This window comes from Clostridium sp. TF11-13AC (assembly GCF_003481065.1).
Lineage (GTDB): Bacteria > Bacillota > Clostridia > Lachnospirales > Lachnospiraceae > Otoolea > Otoolea fessa.
This window is the reverse complement of sequence record NZ_QUKJ01000002.1, coordinates 346686-365310: the sequence shown is the minus strand read 5'-3', so window position 1 is coordinate 365310 and position 18625 is coordinate 346686. Positions and strand designations below refer to the sequence as shown.

Below are 18625 nucleotides of genomic sequence, written 5' to 3'. Positions count from 1 at the left end.
CCCTTTTTCGCTAAAAAACGATCCGCAGTACAATCACAATTCCCAGATAAGCCAGAAGAATCAAGTAGGTAATCCGGTCTCTCCTCTCATAATGCAGCGGCTTCATCTTCGTGCGCCCACTTCCGCCCCGGTAGCAGCGCGCCTCCATCGCCATCGCCAGATCCGTCGCGCGGCGGAACGCCGATACGAAAAGTGGTACCAGAATCGGGATCATGCTCTTTGCCCGCTGTACGAGATTGCCAGATTCAAAATCAGCGCCTCTCGCCATCTGTGCCTTCATGATCTTATCCGTCTCCTCAATCAGAATCGGGATAAAGCGCAGCGCGATCGACATCATCATCGAGATCTCATGCACCGGCACATGGAGACGGTTCAAGCATCCCAGACTCCGCTCCAAGCCGTCCGTAAGCTGGTTCGGGGTCGTCGTCAGCGTCATGACAGAGGAACCAATCACCAGATACATCAGGCGCAGACCCATGAAAACTGCCAGCCGCAAGCCCTCATGCGTCACTTTTAAAAATCCAATCTGGAAAATAACCCGTCCGCTCGTCAGAAACAGGTTAAAGCTGATACTGATAAGTAACAGGAACACGATCGCCTTGAGTCCTCGCACGATAAATTTAAATGGTACGCGTGAGGTGCGGACCGCCATCGCCAGAAATACGGTTGCCACTGCATAGCAGAGCAGGTTGTCCGCGAAAAATAATGAAATAATGTAGATCAGCGTTCCAAACAGCTTGGTACGCGGATCCAGCCGGTGAACCACTGATTCGACCGGATAATACTGTCCGATTGTGATATCCCGTATCATTGTTTCTCCCTCCGCTTGTTATACAGCGCCAGAATCGCCTCCCGCGCCTCTTCTACCGTCGTGATCGTGTCGTCGATCGGAATCCCGCGCTCCCGAAGTCCCTGCACCACATAAGTGATCTGCGGCGCGGCAAGACCGATCGCCTCTAACTCCTTGTAATGGCGGAATACCTCCTTCGGCGTATCGTCAAACATCTTCACGCCGTCGTTCATGACCATGATGCGGTCCACGTAGCGCGCCATGTCCTCCATGCTGTGGGAAACTACCAAAATCGTCAGCCCGTGCTCCCGGTTCAGGCGCTCGATCTGACCTAAAATCTCATCGCGCCCCTGCGGATCGAGTCCCGCCGTCGGCTCGTCGAGGATCATCATCTCCGGACGCATCGCCAGTACACCCGCGATCGCGACGCGGCGTTTCTGTCCGCCGGAAAGTTCAAACGGGGACTGCTTATAAAATTTTTCATCCATGCCGACCAGCTTTAAGGCATGGCGGGCACGTTTTTCCACCTCTTCCTGCGGAAGCCCCAGATTTTTCGGTCCGAAACAGACGTCTGTAAAAATATCTGCCTCAAAGAGCTGGTACTCCGGATACTGGAACACCAGCCCCACTTTACTCCGCAGATCCTTTAATTTATAACCCTGGCTGTAAATGCTGACACCCTGATACTTAATGTCGCCGCTGGTCGGCTTGATCAGACCGTTTAAATGCTGGATCAGGGTCGATTTTCCCGATCCGGTATGACCAATCAGACCGACAAATTCGCCGTCCTGAATCTCAAAACTTACGTGCTTTAATGCCTGGCGCTCTAACGCCGTGCCCTCGCCGTAGGTGTAGCACAAATCTTCTACCTGTATTGCCATCTCTATTCCTCTTTCAAAATCGGTACCAGTGCGTCCAGAAGCTCCGATTTACGAAGGATTCCATCCGGAAGCGGAATTCCCTTTTTCTGCAGCTCCCACGCAAGCTCCGTCACTTGCGGCACATCCATCCGGTATTGTTTTAGTTCCTCCACGCGGGAGAAAATCTCCTTCGGCGTGCCGTCCATCACGATATGACCGTCATCCATGACGATCACGCGGTCTGCATCGACCACCTCTTCCATATAATGGGTGATCAGCACCATCGTGATTCCTTCCACCCGGTTTAACTCATGGACGGTGCGGATAACCTCCTTGCGTCCGTTCGGATCGAGCATCGCCGTCGGCTCATCGAGCACGATACATTCTGGTTTCATCGCCATGACGCCCGCGATCGCCACACGCTGCTTCTGTCCGCCGGACAGATGGTTCGGGGACTGCTTGCGGTACATCGTCATCCCGACTGCCTTTAAGCTCTCATCCACTCGCTTCCAGATCTCCTCGGTCGGAACTCCGATATTTTCCGGACCGAATCCGACGTCCTCTTCCACTATATTTCCTATGATCTGGTTATCCGGGTTCTGAAAGACCATGCCCGCATTTTTGCGGATATCCCACAGATGCGCCTCGTCCCTCGTATCCATCTCCGATACAAAAAGCGTACCGTCAGTCGGGCTCAAAATGCCATTGATCTGCTTGGCAAATGTGGACTTGCCGGAACCATTGTGTCCCAGGATTGCCACAAAGCTGCCTTTCTCAATCTCCAGATTCACATGATCCAGGGCGCGCTTTACTTCCTCTACCTGCCCCTCTTCATCGCGTCTTATATAATCAAATACAAGATTGACCGCTTTTATGATATTCATGTATTTTTCCTCCACAGTATGTCCGCCTGACCGGACATTACCGTTCATTGTAGAAGAATTTTCCCCGGTAGTCAAGCGGTTGTTCCGAATTGTTATCCTTTTTTAAAAATAAGTTTACTTTTTATCCACCCGCCCCAGGTACAGACTACCTATTTGATCGCATATTCCGCGTAAATCTCAAAGAAATCCGCGTCATTTTTCTCGAACTCCGAGGTCAGATCCAGACTGTCCCAGAGCCCGCTGCTGTAAGAAACGGAGATCGTATTGCTGAACCGGTCGTAGATCTCCTGAAAGGCGCGTTTTTTCCGCTCCTCGTAGATGCGCTCCTTGCGCGCCGCCGTCTCGTCCTCGTCATAATCGTCCGTACATTTGAGCACATAGTACGCGTCGTCCGCATGGATCACCTGGCTGACTGCGCCCTCGGCAAGGGAAAATGCCTCTTTCTCATAGGCATCCGACTCATCACCGCGCCCCAGCACCCGGTCACTCACCGTCAGCCCCGCCTCCTCGGCACAGGACTGGAAATCGGCATCTTCCTGCGATGCCGCCCGCTGGAAGGCGTCTGCCTCGCTCTCATCCGATGTCTTTATCTGACTGACATGGATCACCTTTGCCTCACTGTCGCTGACCTCCAGCGCCACATTGTCCGTGAGCTGTCCCGCCAGCTTCTCCGCCAGACCATAATCCTCATAGATATGCTGGACATCCGCCTCTGTCACGCCCATCGAGTCAATCGCCGACTGCGGCAGACGCCCAAAATACTCGGCTGCTGCCCGGTCCATCGCCGCCCGCTCCTCTGAAGTCAGGGAAATCCCCCGATCGGCTGCCAGCAGGTTCATGATTTTCAGCTCATCCATAAACGAACGGATCTGTTTTTTTAGATACGTTTCAAAATCATCGCCCTTTTCTCCAACTGAAACGCCCCAGATCTGATCCGTACAGACCTCCTCATAGCGTTTTTTCTCCGTCATGGCAATCACCATCACTTCCGCGCGGGAATAACCCTTTTCATTCTTCTTTCCCACCACGATCGTGCTGCCGTCCGAGCCGCATCCAGTCAAAAGCCCCAGGCTGAGCGCCAGCCCCGCAAGCAGGGCACACGCCGCCCGGTGGATATGGTTTGTCTTCCTTTTCTGTTTCTGCATGGATACTCCCTTTCTCCTGCATATTTTAGCAATTCCTGTCACATATTCTCTCTGAGCGGCTGATTTATCTCAGTCGAGAAGACTCCCACCTCTTCAGGTGGTGAGTAATAGCAAATTTGTCTCAGTGGAAGCCTTGTCTCCGACTGAGATAAACGCTCCGCGAGGATGCGCAGTGATTCTGTAAAGAATATGTCAGCTTACGCTGACCAGAATCACGCGCCAAGTCTCACGGACGTTCGACTTGAATACTGTTCACACATATGACCAGCAGCGCTGCGTTCTGTCAATCCTTCCACTCTGGTTCACGGTCTGCCACCACGTTTTCTTACGGCACTTTCGGTTCCAAAAGTGCCTACCCGTGAACAGTAACTTTCTTTCCATCCGCCATCCACCTCAGGCCGTATGCTTGAGCAGATCTTCTATCTTCTCCGGGCAGATCCGCTTCAATTCCTGATAGAGCCTTCCGACCGGCAGCCCCATCACATTCGTGTAAGAACCATCGATTCCGCGGATATGCGCGGCAAAACTTCCCTGAATGCCGTATGCACCCGCCTTGTCCATCGACTCGCCGCAGTCTACATACGCCTCGATCTCCGCATCGCTCATCGGATATACATCCACCCGCGTCTCAACCGCAAAGCAGCTCTCCCGATCCTCAGTCAGGATCGCCACGCCCGTGTATACACTGTGGCTGCGCCCCTGGATCCGTCCGATCATCTCAAGCGCCTCATCCCGATCCGCCGGTTTTCCTAAAATCTCGTCATCCACACTGACAACGGTATCGGAACCAATGATAATCCCGGAAAATAGGATTCCCGTCGTCCGCGCCTCCTCACGCACCTGCGCCATCACATCGCGCGCCTTCTGTCCCGCCAGTTCCATCACAACCTGCGCCGGTTCCGTACAGAGCGGATTTTCCTCCAAAGTGCTCGGATGAATCTCCGGTTTCAGCCCAATCCGCTCCAAAAGCTCCCTGCGGCGCGGAGACGCACTCGCCAGAATTAACCGGCAGGCTGGTTTGATATTTTCTATGTCTCTTCTCTGTTCCATTGTTCTGTTCTCATTTCCTCAGTTTCATTTAACGCTTAAATACACGTTATCCCTATATTTATACCATCTATCAGCCAAAATGAAAAGATCCGATGTTCGTTATATGAACATCGGATCGAGAATAAATGCAATCAAAATGCCTAAAATCGCGCCTGCTGCTACCTGTATCGGCGTATGCCCCACGTATTCCTTCAATTTTTCCTGTAATACCACGCCGTCCAGCTTGAGGAAATCATCGAAAAGCAGGCGGTTCAGAACTCTTGCCTGCTTTCCTGTCTCCTGCCGGACACCGATCGCGTCATACATAACAACCATCGCCAGAATAAAGCTGATGGAAAATTCAAAGCTTCCCACTCCGTACCGCAGCGCCGCCGCCGTTGCCAGCGAACATACAGTGGATGAGTGGGAACTCGGCATACCGCCGGATCCAATCAGACGCTCCGGGTTGAACGAATGGTTCAGCCCGATGTCCAGAATCGTCTTGAGCACCTGGGCGACCACCCACCCGGTCACGCCGGTCATCAGCGTCTGGTTTGATGTCAATTCCTGAAAAAAAGTCATGTTTCTCTCCTGTACTATCTTAATTCCTCTGTTTTCTTCCACACATATGCCACTGTCCTAAATCACTCGGTCCGTCATTAATATCCTATCAGCCAGTCATACAATTCCTGATATTTTCCAGCCGATGTCTGCCAGGAAAAATCAGCCGCCATGCCGCGGTCTACGATCTTGTTCCACTCGCGCTTCTTATTATAATAGATGTATTTTGCATAGCGGATGCAGTCGAGCATCTCATGTGCATTGTAGTTAGCAAAGGAAAATCCTGTTCCGGTTCCATCGTATTCATTGTATGGCCATACAGTATCCTTGAGGCCACCCGTCTCACGCACGATCGGCACGGTTCCGTAGCGAAGCGCCATGAGCTGGCTCAGCCCACATGGTTCAAACAGCGACGGCATCAGGAATGCGTCACAGGCTGCATATACCTTATGCGACATATCTTCCGAATAATAAATATTAGCGGAAACACGATCATTGTACTTCCAGTCATAGTGGCGGAACATATTTTCATACCGTTCATCTCCGGTTCCCAGCACAACCAGCTGTACATCTTCCGTACAGATCTCATCCATCACACACTGTACCAGGTCAAGTCCCTTCTGGTCGGTCAGACGGGAGACGATACCGATCATGAACTTTTTCTCGTCCTGCGCCAGTCCCAGCTCCGCCTGCAGCGCCTTTTTATTCTTGGATTTCTCCTTGCGGAATGTCTTTGCGTTATAATTTTGTACGATCCGTTTATCTGTCTCCGGATTAAATTCATCGTAATCAATACCATTTAAGATACCGCGCAGACTGTTGCTTCTCGCACGCATCAGACCGTCCAGTCCCTCGCCGTAGAACGGAGTCTTAATCTCCTCCGCGTAGGTGTTGCTGACCGTCGTGATCGCATCCGCGTATACGATGCCGCCTTTTAACATATTGCCGTCTTTGTAAGCTTCCAGCTTATCCGGTGTAAAATAGTAGTCCGGCAGCTCAGAGAAATGCTGGATTGTCTTCACATCCCACACACCCTGGAATTTCAGGTTGTGGATCGTCATGACGGACTTGATATCCCGGAAGAACTCGCCGCCGTGGAATTTGTCCTTGAGATGCACCGGGATAAGTCCCGTCTGCCAGTCGTGGCAGTGGATGACATCCGGCTTGAAGCCGATCACCGGCAGGGATGAGAGAGCCGCCTTGCAGAAGAAAGAAAACTTCTCCAGATCGTAATACCAGTCCCCATACGGGCGATCACCCCAGAAATAACTCTCATTATCAATAAAATAGAAGGTCACGCCCTCATATTCATATTCCAGGATGCCCACATACCGGTTCTGTCCCAGATAATCCATATAAAAATGGTTCACATACTTCATTTCATTGCGGAATGACTCTTTGATGCACAGATACTTCGGGATCATAACACGCACATCAAAATACTGCTTATCAAAACATTTTGGAAGAGATCCGACAACGTCTGCCAGACCTCCTGTCTTGATAAATGGAACCGCCTCCGATGCAATAAATAGAATATTCTTCATAGCTACTACCTCCCAACCGTGCCCGCTCGCGATCCGGCACCCTATTAAAATTATTATACAATAGAATCAGGGAATTAGAAAGTAGGCGACAGAGAAAAAAATCGGGAAATATATGACAAATAGTTCCGATTTGCAGACTGTATTTTCTGAATTGGATATTTTGCATAGTACCGGATGAATTATAAATTTTACCGCATGAAAAAGAATGTGCCTTGGCACATTCTCGCGCCGAGCGCGGTCGCTTGCGACATGTTTCTGCTTCGCGCGAGTGCGCATCCTCGCGGAGCGTTTTTTTGTTTCATAGGACGCAATTTCCTATGAAACAAAAATAAAAGACGGAGCCGAAAAGAAAATTATGTTTTCTCTTCGGCCCCGGCTTTTGTATAATCAGGGATTGATCTCCCTGTATTTCTTCATCGTCCGCGCAAACAGCTCGCCGTTGGACGGCGGCGTGTACGTGATCGCATTGGCGCCCGCCTCGATCGTCTCCAAAATCGATTCGTTAGTCGGTCCTCCGGTCGCGATAATGGCAACGTCCGGATACTCCTTCCGGATCTCGGCTACCATCGATGCGGTGGCGGCAGCGCCTGATACATTTAAAATATCGGCTCCCGCCTTCAGTTTGCGGCGGACATCCGTGTGAACCGAAGCAATCGTCGCAATGACCGGAATATCGACCACCTGCTTGATCTCCGTGATGACCTCATCCGCGATCGGCGCGTTGACCACTACACCGTAAGCTCCCTGATGTTCTGCCTGAAGCGCCAGACGGACGGAACGCTTTCCTCCGGTCAGACCGCCGCCGACCCCGACAAACACCGGCACATCCGAGATGCTGATGATCGACTGTGAGATAGCTGCCTGCGGAGTAAACGGATAAACTGCGATGATCGCATCTGCGTTGATATTTTTGATGATTGCCACATCCGTTGAGAAGGCGATCGATTTGATACGCTTTCCAAAGATGCGGATTCCTGAACATTCACTGATACAATACGGACACATAATCGTGTGATCCCGCAGGGTTCCATTGTACGCCGGTACTTTTTTTTTCATAGGCAATTCTCCGTTCTTTTAGCTGCTTTCCTGACCTCTCTGTCCAGCTGTTTTATACAGGGGCAGTTTTTCAGTCCTGCATCTTTTATTTCCCCTTTATCTTATCATACACACATTTACCCATGCAATCAGTCACTTTCATAAATGTGTTACAATCGTGTTAAAAAGTCTTACAGCACTTTCGGCTCCAAAAAGCACCGCACGATTTTATACATCCCGCTTATAATCCAGGCAAATCTTATCAACAATCAATGCGATAAATTCCGAATTGGTCGGCTTTCCTTTCCCTGTGCTGACGGTATATCCAAATAGATCGTTGATCGTGTCCATCTTGCCGCGGCTCCATGCGACCTCAATCGCGTGGCGGATTGCCCGCTCGACACGGCTTGAAGTGGTCTGGCGCTTCTTGGCGATGGTCGGGTACAGGATTTTCGTCACAGAACCGAGCATTTCTTTATCACTGACTGACAAAATAATCGCATCCCGCAGGTACTGATATCCCTTAATATGAGCCGGAATCCCAATCTCATGCAGAATCTGCGTCACATCGCTCTCCAGATTCTGTCTTTCATATTCCGCCGACACCATATACGGCTCCACCTTCCGGTTGCCCGCCAGGGTCGAAGCGCGGTTCCTGTAATTCTTCAGGCGATGTACCTTGTCTAAAACCGCCTCCTTCGAAAATGGCTTTACTATGTAATAACAGGCGCCCATCCGAAAAGCATCCGCTGTCAGATTCTCGCTGCTCGCAGCTGTAATCATAACAAAGGAAGTGTCAGCTGAACAGTCTTGATTTGTCTTGATGCGCTCCATAACCGAAATTCCATCCATTCCCGGCATCACTACGTCCAGAAATACAATATCCGGCTTTGTCTTTACGATCATATTATAGGCATCGGTTCCGTTTTCCGCTTTTCCGACCACCTGAATCTCCTTATCACTTTCCAGTATATTTCCAAGCATATCCAATGCCTGACGATTATCCTCTGCGATCGCAATCTTCATTTCTGCCATAATATTCTCCTCCTCGGCACCTGTGATGATTAAAATAATTATAAATTCTTTTTTTAACAAGTTTCAACTCGTTTTGATCGCGCAGTTCGACACTCAACGCTCATTTTGTCTATCAATTCTTTTGATGCAAAATAAATTACACAAGATGCAAACTATATATAAGCATGTATTGTAGCTAACCGTATCTGTTAAGATTCCGCTATAAACCTTCTACCGCCCAGCCGCCATACGCCTATCTAACGATCCCTTATCACCACGTTTTACCGATTCCGGTCGAAAGACACACAAAATACACGCAATTAAAAAGCCTCCACGACCGGTTTATGAACATGAAAATTCCATCTTTGCAGATCAAGTTTCGATAAATTCCTATAAAAAAACAGAGTTACGCCATAGCCATACAACTATAACATACTCTGTTATCGTGTTAATGCAACTGGCTGCCATTTTACAGGCCCTATAGCTTTGCGTCGCAGCTTTTCAACTGTTTTGCCAAATATGTAATTTGCTCTATTATATACGCTTTTTTTATATCCTGTCAATAAAGAGAGCAAAAACTTTGTACTTTGCATGTTACTGTTCACACACGTGTGCCCAGCAACAGGATTTTGCCGATGCTGCGTATTCAAAATCGGCAAAATCTGCTGCCAGAACTGTATCATATGGAATTTTCAGTCCAGAAAATTCCCACTTGTAAACAGTTACTTTGCATCCAGATTCAATGTCCCAGCATATTCTCCACCAGAATCCCATACCCTCGCGTCGAATCCTGAATAAAAACGTGCGTGACTGCTCCGATGAGTTTTCCGTTCTGGATGATGGGGCTGCCGCTCATGCCCTGGACGATCCCGCCGGTCAGGGACAGAAGTTCCGGATCGGTTACGCGGATGACCATGTCCTTATTGTGGCGGTTGGAAGAGTGGTCTATTTTCTGAATCTCAATCTCGTAGTCTTTCAATTCCCCGGACACGCTGCTGCGGATGCAGGCACGGCCTTTTTTGACGTCCTGACGGTAACCGATCGGAATTGCAGGGTTCTTTACCCGGCTTAAAAAGCGCGGATTTGCCGTTCCGAAAATGCCTTGATCCGTATTCGCCTCCACACTTCCCAGCCGCGACTGATTTCCATAGTAAATAACGCCCGACATCACGCCCGGCTTTCCGAAACTTCCCTTCTCCACACCCAGAATCTCCGTATCGTATAGTTCGCCGCCGGAGGTCTGCACCAGAAGTCCCGTGTCGCCGTCGCTGATACCGTGTCCCAGCGCTCCAAACGCGCCGTTAGCACATACATAGGTCATCGTACCGATGCCCTGCGTATCGTCGCGGATCCACAGCCCCAGCTTATAGTCTCCCTCCTGCGTCTGTACCGGCGTCATCTGTACATCCATCGTCTCTCCCTCGCGGCGCACTGAAAGTGTCAGAGCCATATTTCCCGCTTCCTTGACCGCCCGTATCATATCTTTCTTGTCCGTCGCCGGCGTCCCGTTGATTGCCTCGATATAATCTCCAGAACGCAGGATCCCGTCCGCCGGATCTATCACTTCCCCCGTCTGTGCCGTCACCCTTCCGGTTCCAATCACCATCAGTCCATCGGATTTCATGTAAATACCCACCGGCAGCCCACAGGGAACCGCATACTGGACGTCCGACACATCTACCTCGATATCCTTTAATTTCCATATTCCAAAGAGTTTGAGACTTAAACGGTACGTTCCCTCCTGTTCAGAATAGATGGAAAAGGGCTGGTTGAGCTGCAGATGGATCTGGTCGGACGGAATTTTAGAGCTGCCGTTTAGAACCACCTCCTCGCTCTCACTTTCCAGCAATGCCCGAAACGGCAGCCCAAAGCGAACTTGCTCCTGCCGATCCACCACCACATTGATGCGGTCGGGAACCGCGTTCTTCACATATTGATAAGACACACCGGCAAGCGCAATGACCCCCGCACCAAAGATTATCAGCAGAACACGGCGAAGTTTTTCCTTCCGACTTATTGTTTTCCACATACCAGAGTTTTTTCGCACGGTTTTTCCTCCTTCTACTCTTATGTACCTCCCCCGTTCCGTAGATTCCGCACTGCGGCGAATCTCAACGAAATGCAGATGTACACTCTGTTTGAATCCAAGAACTTGTTCGATAAAATCGTTTAATCCTAGTATGCGGAAAACCGTAAAATTCAGTCTGCTATTTTTGCGCCATTCTTTCTATTTTTTTCATTCAAGTGTTATTAAAACCCTGACTTTTTCTCAAGGTAAATGGAAAACCTGAAAAATTCCATTCTAACGTCAAAAAACCCGGTTCAGAAGACAGATTTCTCTGTCTCCCAAACCGGGGGTATAAAATCATCTTATGATTCAAAACTTGCGTAAAAGAACGAAGATTTGATACAACTTAAACAAACGAATCTATCTAAATTATACCAGCTCTAACAGAACTTCCATAGCGCCGTCGCCCTTACGCTGACCGATCTTAACGATACGGCTGTAACCACCATTGCGGTTAGCGTACTTCGGTGCAAGCTCATCAAACAGCTTAGCCGGCATATCTACCTTCTTAGTGTTTTTCTTCTTGCCTGCTCTTGCAGTCGGAACGTCTGTTACATCGTAGAGAACCTTCAGCATCTGTCTTCTAGCGTGAAGTCTGGAAGCTTTATCTTTCTTGATCTCTTTCTCTACTTCGTCGTAAACGGTAACTTTCTTGCCGTCAACAACTTCTTTTACTCTCTTGCCGTTCTCGTCTTTGCGAGCTACCTTAGCGGTAACTTTAACGGTCTCGAAGTTATCTTTCTCTTTTACTGCCAGAGCGATCAGACCCTCAGCGATCTTCTTCACTTCTTTTGCTCTTGCCTCAGTGGTAACGATCTTGCCGTTGAATAACAGTGCGGTTACCAGGCTGCGCAGCATTGCTTTTCTCTGACTGGAAGTTCTTCCAAGTTTTCTATATCCTGCCATGATTCTTTCTCCTCCATTTGCGGAAGCCGACACTCATGCCCTTTGGACTTACTGAATGTCTGCTATATAAAATATAATTGTTTGATGGTTATGCAGGGACCTGTGCCATTCGGACTTACCCGTCCCCGTATCTGCATGAAAGGGACGCACTGCAAAGCACGTCCACCCACGCGGTATCTTAAGCCTCTTCGCTCGGGTTGAGCTGCAGACCTAATTCTTTCAGTTTTGCAAGAACCTCTTCCAGGGATTTGCGGCCCAGATTTCTGACTTTCATCATATCTTCCGGTGTGCGGTTGCACAGCTCCTCCACTGTATTGATTCCGGCTCTCTTTAAACAGTTGTAAGAACGAACGGATAACTCCAGCTCGTCGATGTTCATCTCAAGCACTTTCTCTTTCTCGTTGTCTTCCTTCTCTACCATAACCTCTGCGGTCTTGGCATTCTCGGAAAGGTCAATGAAGAGGTTCAGATGCTCGCTCAGAACCTTTGCTGCCAGGCTGACAGCTTCGTCTGGTGCCAGCGTTCCATTTGTGTATACATCTAATGTCAGCTTATCATAATCTGTCACCTGACCCACACGGGTGTTCTCAACGGTCATATTGACACGCTCCACCGGTGTGTAGATAGAATCAACAGCCAGAACTCCGATCGGAAGATCTTCACTCTTGTTCTTATCTGCGCTGATGTAGCCGCGGCCCTTCGTGATCGTCAGCTCCATGTAGAATTTGCTGTCCGCGCCGCCGCTTAATGTAGCGATGACCTGGTCCGGATTCAAAATCTCAATGTCAGAATCAGCGTGAATGTCAGCTGCTGTGATGACGCCTTCGCCCTCGAACTCGATATAAGCCGTCTTCGGCTCATTCGTCTCGCTGCTGTTTTTGATCGCCAGACTCTTGATGTTCATGATAATTTCAGTTACATCCTCTTTTACACCAGGGATAGAACTGAACTCATGCAAAACGCCGTCGATTTTCACTTGACTTACTGCTGCACCAGGCAAAGAGGAAAGCATAATTCTTCTTAAAGAATTGCCTAATGTGGTACCATAGCCTCTTTCCAGCGGTTCAACCACAAATTTGCCATATCTTTTGTCTTCGGAAATCTCAGCAATTTCAATTTTTGGTTTTTCAAAATCGAACACGATAGCCCCTCCTTTTGGGAACATTTTTGAGGGTCTGCCATACTCTTGTAGTCTCGGAATCTCCCAAGCAGCTGCCAAAGCAGATACATGGGAGATTCTGGACTAACATAATAGTAATACTTCTTATTATTTGGAGTACAGCTCGACGATAAGCACTTCGTTTACAGGAACGTCAATTTCGTCTCTGCTCGGTAACTCTTTAACAGTACCTTTCAGGTTCTCAGCGTCAACTTCCAGCCATGCCGGTACCATTCTTCCGCCGGTTACCTCAGCGATATCTTTATATCTCTGTGAAGATTTGTACTTCTCTTTGATCTCGATTACATCGCCAGCCTTAACTAAGTAGGACGGGATGTTTACGCTCTTGCCGTTTACGAGAACGTGCTTGTGATCTACGATCTGACGTGTCTCTTTTCTTGTACGGCCAAAGCCCATTCTGAATAATACATTATCCAGTCTGCACTCCAGAAGGATCATCAGGTTAGCACCGACCTGACCGTTCATTCTGGATGCTTTTGCATAGTAATTTCTAAACGGTTTCTCTAACACACCGTAGATGAATTTTGCTTTCTGCTTCTCTCTCAGCTGGAGTGCATACTCGCTCATCTTTCTGTTGGCTCTCGTTAATTTTCTCGTTGATTTCTTGTCGATTCCTAAATAAACCGGATCAAGGTCAAGAGATCTACATCTTTTAAGTACAGGAACTCTATCTACTGCCACTTTACTTGCACCTCCTAATTAGACTCTTCTACGTTTCGGCGGACGGCATCCGTTATGCGGAACCGGAGTTACGTCCTTAATGCTTGTTACTTCCAGACCACATGCCTGAAGAGCACGGATTGCTGCTTCACGACCTGATCCCGGACCTTTTACCATAACGTCTACAGACTTTAAGCCATGGATAAGAGCTGCCTTAGTTGCAGTTTCTGCAGCCATCTGAGCTGCATATGGAGTAGATTTCCTTGAACCTCTAAATCCCAGACCGCCTGCACTTGCCCATGATAAGGCATTACCCTGTGCATCTGTTAAAGTAACGATTGTGTTATTAAAAGATGACTGGATGTGCGCCTGTCCGCGTTCAACGTTTTTCTTTACACGCTTTTTTGTCACTTTCTTGCCAGTGGACACTTTTTTAGCCATTTTAAACTAACCTACTTTCTCAAATATTGAATCCTGTTGCTAAACCTAACCTGATTCAGTTTCCTTGTTACTTAATTATTTCTTCTTGTTTGCTACTGTCTTTCTCGGACCCTTACGAGTTCTAGCGTTGGTCTTTGTCTTCTGACCACGAACCGGAAGGCTCTTTCTATGACGGATGCCTCTGTAGCATCCAATCTCCTGCAGTCTCTTGATGTTCATAGCGATCTCTCTTCTCAGATCACCCTCAACCACCTGACTGTCAGCGATGATTGCCGCAAGCTTCTTAACTTCGTCGTCAGTTAAGTCCTTAACACGAGTGTCAGGATTAACTTCAGCTTCGGCCAGGATACGGGCTGCACTTGCTCTACCGATACCGTAGATGTAAGTCAAGCCGATCTCTACGCGTTTCTCTCTTGGTAAATCGACACCTGAAATACGAGCCATGTGTGTAGTACACCTCCATTAGTTTTTCTTACTTCTTCGTTGATAATGTATAAATTTGCTTAAACTACTGAACAACTCATCCGAGTGGTTCATAATAGAAAGCCGCGCGAAAAAATAGATGCTAAATCAAATTAGCCCTGTCTTTGTTTGTGCTTCGGATTCTCACAGATTACTCTGATACTGCCTTTTCTCTTGATGATCTTGCACTTTTCGCAAATTGGTTTAACCGATGATCTAACCTTCACAGCAATTCTCCTTTCCGTAATAGTCCGTCCAATCTCGGACATACAATTTTTTATAACCTATTGCAGTCCTGTGTCGGACTTACAGGTACAACAGACTCGTTCCATCCCCCTGCCGTGAGAGGACAAAAGGGCGGATCTTACCTGATGCTTCAACAAAGTTCGCTAAAGCATTATAACATTTAAAATCCTATAATGCAAGCGAAATTTACACTTCTCTCAATATTTTTATTGAGAAAAATGGATTGGTCTTTATTTATCTCTCCAAATGATTCTTCCCTTAGAGAGATCGTATGGCGACATTTCCATTGTAACCTTATCGCCCGGCAGAATACGGATGTAGTTCATACGGAGTTTTCCGCTGATCGTAGCAAGTACGATGTGTCCGTTTTCCAGTTCTACCTTAAACATAGCGTTCGGCAGTTTCTCTGCTACTACGCCCTCAATCTCAATTACATCTGCTTTCGACATTCTATATACCTCCCTGCAATGATTTCTGAATGAAATAGCGGATCGCTTCATCCTGGACTGCCGCGCCGTCCGCAAACTGGGCTGCCAGCGCCTCATCCCATTTGTGGGAGAACTGCACGTGCTTTCTCTTCTTGCGTTTCGGCTTGGCGGCGGTTTTAGTGCGTCCGTCTGCCAGATACACGTAGCGTGCATCTTCTCTGACTATAATATAATAAGTGCCTTTGTCGTGGCCCGCAAGTGAGCGGACCAGACAGCCAGTTCCATATTCCGTCATTCTGATCTCCGTTTCTGTAGACAGGTGTTTCCGCTCCCGCCGCAGGCTTCTCAGATTACAGTTTGTTCGCTTGCCTATTTGCTCACTTAGCTCGCAAACAGGGCAAAAATTCATGCAGATTTGTCTTCGACAAAGAATTTTTGCCATTGCCCGCCTTATTGATCGGCTCGGACATCTGCCTCAAGATGCGTACATACTGTAATCGGAAAGCCTGCTTAGGTCTTCGTAAAAACTTCCCCAGCTTACTTCTTCTTTATAAGGAAAGGATCTCAGGTTCGCCCTCTGTAATTAGAATCGTATTTTCATAATGGGCAGCCCAGCCGCCGTCTTCCGTCATGACGGTCCAGTCATCATCGAGCCAGACTACTTCGTAGCTGCCCTCGGTGATCATCGGCTCGATCGCGAGCGTCATGCCGGGCTGTAAGAGAATTCCTTTTCTTTTTCTTGCAAAATTCGGAATCTCCGGATCCTCATGCAGATGGGAACCGATTCCATGACCAACCAGATCCCTGACAACACCAAAACCGAAACTTTCGGCATATTTCTGGATCGCTGCAGAGATGTCATTGAGATGATTGCCAGCTTTGGCAAATTTAATTCCCTCAAAGAAGCTCTGTCTGGTAACTTCAATCAGTTTTTTGGCATCATCGTCGATCTCTCCGATGCCGTAAGTCCGGGCTGCGTCTGAGTGGTATCCTTTGTAGATCACTCCTGCATCCAGACTGACGATGTCTCCCTCATCGAGGAAATGTTCCTTGTGCGGGATTCCATGTACAACCTCATCATTGACAGAGACGCAGATCGATGCGGGATAGCCGTTGTAATTTTTGAACGAGGGAATGCAGCCGTAACTCCGGATGATTTCCTCTCCCATATGATCAATATCCCAGGTGGACATGCCCGGCCGAAGATTCTTCGCCAGTTCCTCATGCGTTTTGGCGAGAATTCTTCCCGCCTCACGCATCAGTTCAATCTCCCTGGGAGATTTTATCGTCACTGCCATGTTTTAAGCTCCCAAAATATCCGTAATGTTCTTGAATACGTCTTCCATGGTCTGTGTACCGTCTACCGTATGAAGAACGCCCTTCTTCTCATAGTACTCGATCAGCGGGTGTGTCTGGTCATGGTATATTTCCAGACGTTTCTGTACAGTCTCCGGCTTGTCATCATCACGAAGCACCAGCTCAGAACCGCACTTGTCGCAGATTCCTTCTTTTTTCGGTGCTGCGAACTGGATGTGATAGGTAGCGCCGCACTTTAAGCACGCACGGCGCCCTGCCATGCGGTTTACGATGTTTGCATCCGGCACATCTACGTTGAGCGCGAAATCAATCGCCTCGCCGTTTGCTGCCAGCGCCTCTGTCAGACTCTCTGCCTGCGGGATCGTTCTTGGGAATCCATCCAGAATATAGCCGTTCTTGCAGTCAGCCTCATGGATCCGGTCAAGAAGCATGCCGATCGTTACCTCGTCCGGTACTAAAAGCCCCTGATCGATGAACGATTTTGCTTTTTTACCAAGCTCTGTGCCTGCCTTGATATTGGAACGGAAAATATCTCCGGTAGAAATGTGCGGAATGCCGTATTTTTCTGCAATTCTCTGAGCCTGTGTTCCTTTTCCGGCTCCCGGTGCTCCTAACATAACAATCTTCATAATGGTTACAATCTCCCTATATACAACAGAATCGCCTCCAGGCAGGAGCTGTCTCCGGCCACCTCCAGCCGTAAAGTAAGCAAGCTCCCGCCCAGAAAGCGAGTTGTCTTAGTCGTTTAAGAATCCTTTATAGTTGCGAACCAGCATCTGTGATTCGACTGCTTTGATTGTCTCAAGTACTACACCTACGATAATGATAAGAGAAGTACCTCCGAAGGAGAGACGGCTCACTGAGAACAGTCCAGAGACAATAATCGGAACCAGGCAGACAATGATCAGTCCGCAGGCACCAATCAGTATAATATACTCCAGAATTCCATCCAGATAATCGGATGTTGGCTTTCCTGGACGAATGCCCGGGATGAAGCCGCCGGATTTCTTCATGTTGTTTGCTACTTCAAGCGGGTTGAATGTAATGGATGTGTAGAAATACGCAAACACAATAATCAACGCGATGTAGACAATTAAACCAACTGAATAAGCCGGACGCTCTGGATTAAACCAGGAGCTGGAATTCAGAGCCAGAAGAATCTTTCCTCCGATGGTGTCATAATTAACCTGGAAAAATCCAGCAATTACCACCGGGAAAGACATCAGGGATGACGCAAAGATAACAGGAATAACACCTGCTGTATTTACTTTTAACGGGATGCTTGTGGACTGACCGCCAACCATCTTACGTCCCTGCATCTTTTTAGAATACTGAACCGGAATTCTCCGCTCTGCATCCTGTAAAATGATAACAAATACAACCATCGCTACGATAACCGCTACGATAATCACGGCTGTTACAACTGCAACCGCCACGATCTTGCCCTGCAGGAAACGCTCATAGAGCGTAATCATATCGCTTGGCATGGTTGAAATGATATTGAACAGAAGCACGATAGAAATACCGTTTCCGACGCCGTTCTCGGTGATTCGCTCACCGATCCACATCAGCATGGCACTTCCGGCTGTCATTGTCACAATAGCGACAATCACATTCAGGGCAGTAAACTCAACTAAAAGTCCCTTGCCGCCGAAACCGATCGCCATAGCGACGGACTGCATCAGCGCCAGTGCAACCGTAAGGTAACGCGTATATTCCGCAATCTTCTTTCTTCCGTCCTCGCCCTCCTGCTGCATTTCCTCTAATTTCGGAATTGCAATTGTCAGAAGCTGCATGATAATGGAAGAAGTGATGTACGGGGTAATACTCAATGCGAATACCGACATGTTCGTGAACGAACCGCCGGTAATCGTATTGAAGAAACCAAACGCATCATTGGACTGTCTTGTAAACAGTTCCTGGAAAAATGTTGTATTAACTCCGGGAATCGGCAGCTGCGATCCGATACGGGTCACAACCAGCATAAAGAACGTATAGAGGAGTTTTTCTCTGACCTCTTTTATCTTAAATGCATTCTGGAGCGTTTTTAACATA

The 18625-nt window shown here is 48.4% G+C and carries 21 protein-coding genes and 1 riboswitch; all 21 genes read right to left on the bottom strand.

From position 1 onward, the window contains the following. Positions 1 to 10: 10 nt before the first annotated feature. Complete coding sequence (locus DXD12_RS05940) at positions 11 to 811, bottom strand: energy-coupling factor transporter transmembrane component T (protein ID WP_107000781.1); 801 nt, start codon at positions 809 to 811, stop codon at positions 11 to 13. After that, a complete protein-coding gene (locus DXD12_RS05935) occupies positions 808 to 1671 on the bottom strand; it encodes an energy-coupling factor transporter ATPase (protein ID WP_107000782.1) in 864 nt (287 codons plus the stop codon). Before DXD12_RS05935 ends, DXD12_RS05940 begins: the two co-directional genes overlap by 4 nt. 2 nt (positions 1672 to 1673) lie before the next feature. Beyond that, complete coding sequence (locus DXD12_RS05930; protein WP_118637953.1) at positions 1674 to 2534, bottom strand: energy-coupling factor transporter ATPase; 861 nt, start codon at positions 2532 to 2534, stop codon at positions 1674 to 1676. Between the two features lie 149 nt (positions 2535 to 2683). Continuing rightward, positions 2684 to 3679 (bottom strand): peptidylprolyl isomerase, encoded by a 996-nt coding sequence (locus DXD12_RS05925; protein WP_107000783.1) that lies wholly within the window; start codon positions 3677 to 3679, stop codon positions 2684 to 2686. Between the two features lie 393 nt (positions 3680 to 4072). Beyond that, a complete protein-coding gene (locus tag DXD12_RS05920; protein ID WP_118469080.1) occupies positions 4073 to 4729 on the bottom strand; it encodes a Maf family protein in 657 nt (218 codons plus the stop codon). 99 nt (positions 4730 to 4828) lie between these two features. Further along, on the bottom strand, positions 4829 to 5290 hold the full coding sequence (locus tag DXD12_RS05915) for a divergent PAP2 family protein (protein ID WP_117796491.1): 462 nt from the start codon (positions 5288 to 5290) through the stop codon (positions 4829 to 4831). Positions 5291 to 5367: 77 nt separating this feature from the next. Continuing rightward, entirely contained in the window at positions 5368 to 6813 is a 1446-nt protein-coding gene (gene glgA / locus DXD12_RS05910; RefSeq protein ID WP_022358456.1) for a glycogen synthase GlgA, read from the bottom strand. Positions 6814 to 7200: 387 nt separating this feature from the next. Continuing rightward, the gene (locus DXD12_RS05905) at positions 7201 to 7869 is read right to left on the bottom strand and encodes a hydrolase (RefSeq protein ID WP_107000785.1); all 669 of its coding nucleotides are present in this window, start codon (positions 7867 to 7869) and stop codon (positions 7201 to 7203) included. Positions 7870 to 8076: 207 nt separating this feature from the next. Further along, complete coding sequence (gene spo0A, locus DXD12_RS05900) at positions 8077 to 8883, bottom strand: sporulation transcription factor Spo0A (RefSeq protein WP_117796494.1); 807 nt, start codon at positions 8881 to 8883, stop codon at positions 8077 to 8079. A 428-nt stretch (positions 8884 to 9311) separates the two neighbouring features. Next, positions 9312 to 9387: riboswitch (cyclic di-GMP riboswitch) on the bottom strand. Between the two features lie 214 nt (positions 9388 to 9601). Next, positions 9602 to 10909: a SpoIVB peptidase gene (spoIVB, locus tag DXD12_RS05890; RefSeq protein WP_338126546.1), complete on the bottom strand. Its 1308-nt coding sequence runs from the start codon at positions 10907 to 10909 to the stop codon at positions 9602 to 9604. A gap of 390 nt (positions 10910 to 11299) precedes the next feature. After that, positions 11300 to 11836 carry a L17 family ribosomal protein gene (locus DXD12_RS05885; RefSeq protein WP_022360547.1) on the bottom strand — a complete coding sequence of 179 codons (537 nt, stop codon included), beginning with the start codon at positions 11834 to 11836 and terminating at the stop codon, positions 11300 to 11302. A gap of 178 nt (positions 11837 to 12014) precedes the next feature. Then, the gene (locus DXD12_RS05880; protein WP_107000788.1) at positions 12015 to 12977 is read right to left on the bottom strand and encodes a DNA-directed RNA polymerase subunit alpha; all 963 of its coding nucleotides are present in this window, start codon (positions 12975 to 12977) and stop codon (positions 12015 to 12017) included. Positions 12978 to 13103: 126 nt separating this feature from the next. After that, positions 13104 to 13697: a 30S ribosomal protein S4 gene (gene rpsD, locus DXD12_RS05875; RefSeq protein ID WP_107000789.1), complete on the bottom strand. Its 594-nt coding sequence runs from the start codon at positions 13695 to 13697 to the stop codon at positions 13104 to 13106. Between the two features lie 18 nt (positions 13698 to 13715). After that, a complete protein-coding gene (gene rpsK, locus DXD12_RS05870; protein WP_022360550.1) occupies positions 13716 to 14117 on the bottom strand; it encodes a 30S ribosomal protein S11 in 402 nt (133 codons plus the stop codon). Between the two features lie 75 nt (positions 14118 to 14192). Then, a complete protein-coding gene (gene rpsM, locus DXD12_RS05865; RefSeq protein WP_022360551.1) occupies positions 14193 to 14561 on the bottom strand; it encodes a 30S ribosomal protein S13 in 369 nt (122 codons plus the stop codon). A 131-nt stretch (positions 14562 to 14692) separates the two neighbouring features. Continuing rightward, the gene (gene rpmJ, locus DXD12_RS05860; protein WP_003497809.1) at positions 14693 to 14806 is read right to left on the bottom strand and encodes a 50S ribosomal protein L36; all 114 of its coding nucleotides are present in this window, start codon (positions 14804 to 14806) and stop codon (positions 14693 to 14695) included. Between the two features lie 249 nt (positions 14807 to 15055). Then, on the bottom strand, positions 15056 to 15274 hold the full coding sequence (gene infA / locus DXD12_RS05855) for a translation initiation factor IF-1 (protein ID WP_022360552.1): 219 nt from the start codon (positions 15272 to 15274) through the stop codon (positions 15056 to 15058). 1 nt (position 15275) lies between these two features. Beyond that, entirely contained in the window at positions 15276 to 15548 is a 273-nt protein-coding gene (locus DXD12_RS05850) for a hypothetical protein (RefSeq protein ID WP_117796495.1), read from the bottom strand. Between the two features lie 253 nt (positions 15549 to 15801). Then, positions 15802 to 16551, bottom strand: coding sequence for a type I methionyl aminopeptidase (gene map, locus DXD12_RS05845; RefSeq protein WP_117796496.1), 750 nt, complete (start codon positions 16549 to 16551; stop codon positions 15802 to 15804). 3 nt (positions 16552 to 16554) lie between these two features. After that, positions 16555 to 17199 carry an adenylate kinase gene (locus DXD12_RS05840; protein ID WP_022360555.1) on the bottom strand — a complete coding sequence of 215 codons (645 nt, stop codon included), beginning with the start codon at positions 17197 to 17199 and terminating at the stop codon, positions 16555 to 16557. Between the two features lie 108 nt (positions 17200 to 17307). Next, a complete protein-coding gene (secY, locus tag DXD12_RS05835; RefSeq protein ID WP_107000793.1) occupies positions 17308 to 18624 on the bottom strand; it encodes a preprotein translocase subunit SecY in 1317 nt (438 codons plus the stop codon). Between the last annotated feature and the right edge of the window lies 1 nt (position 18625).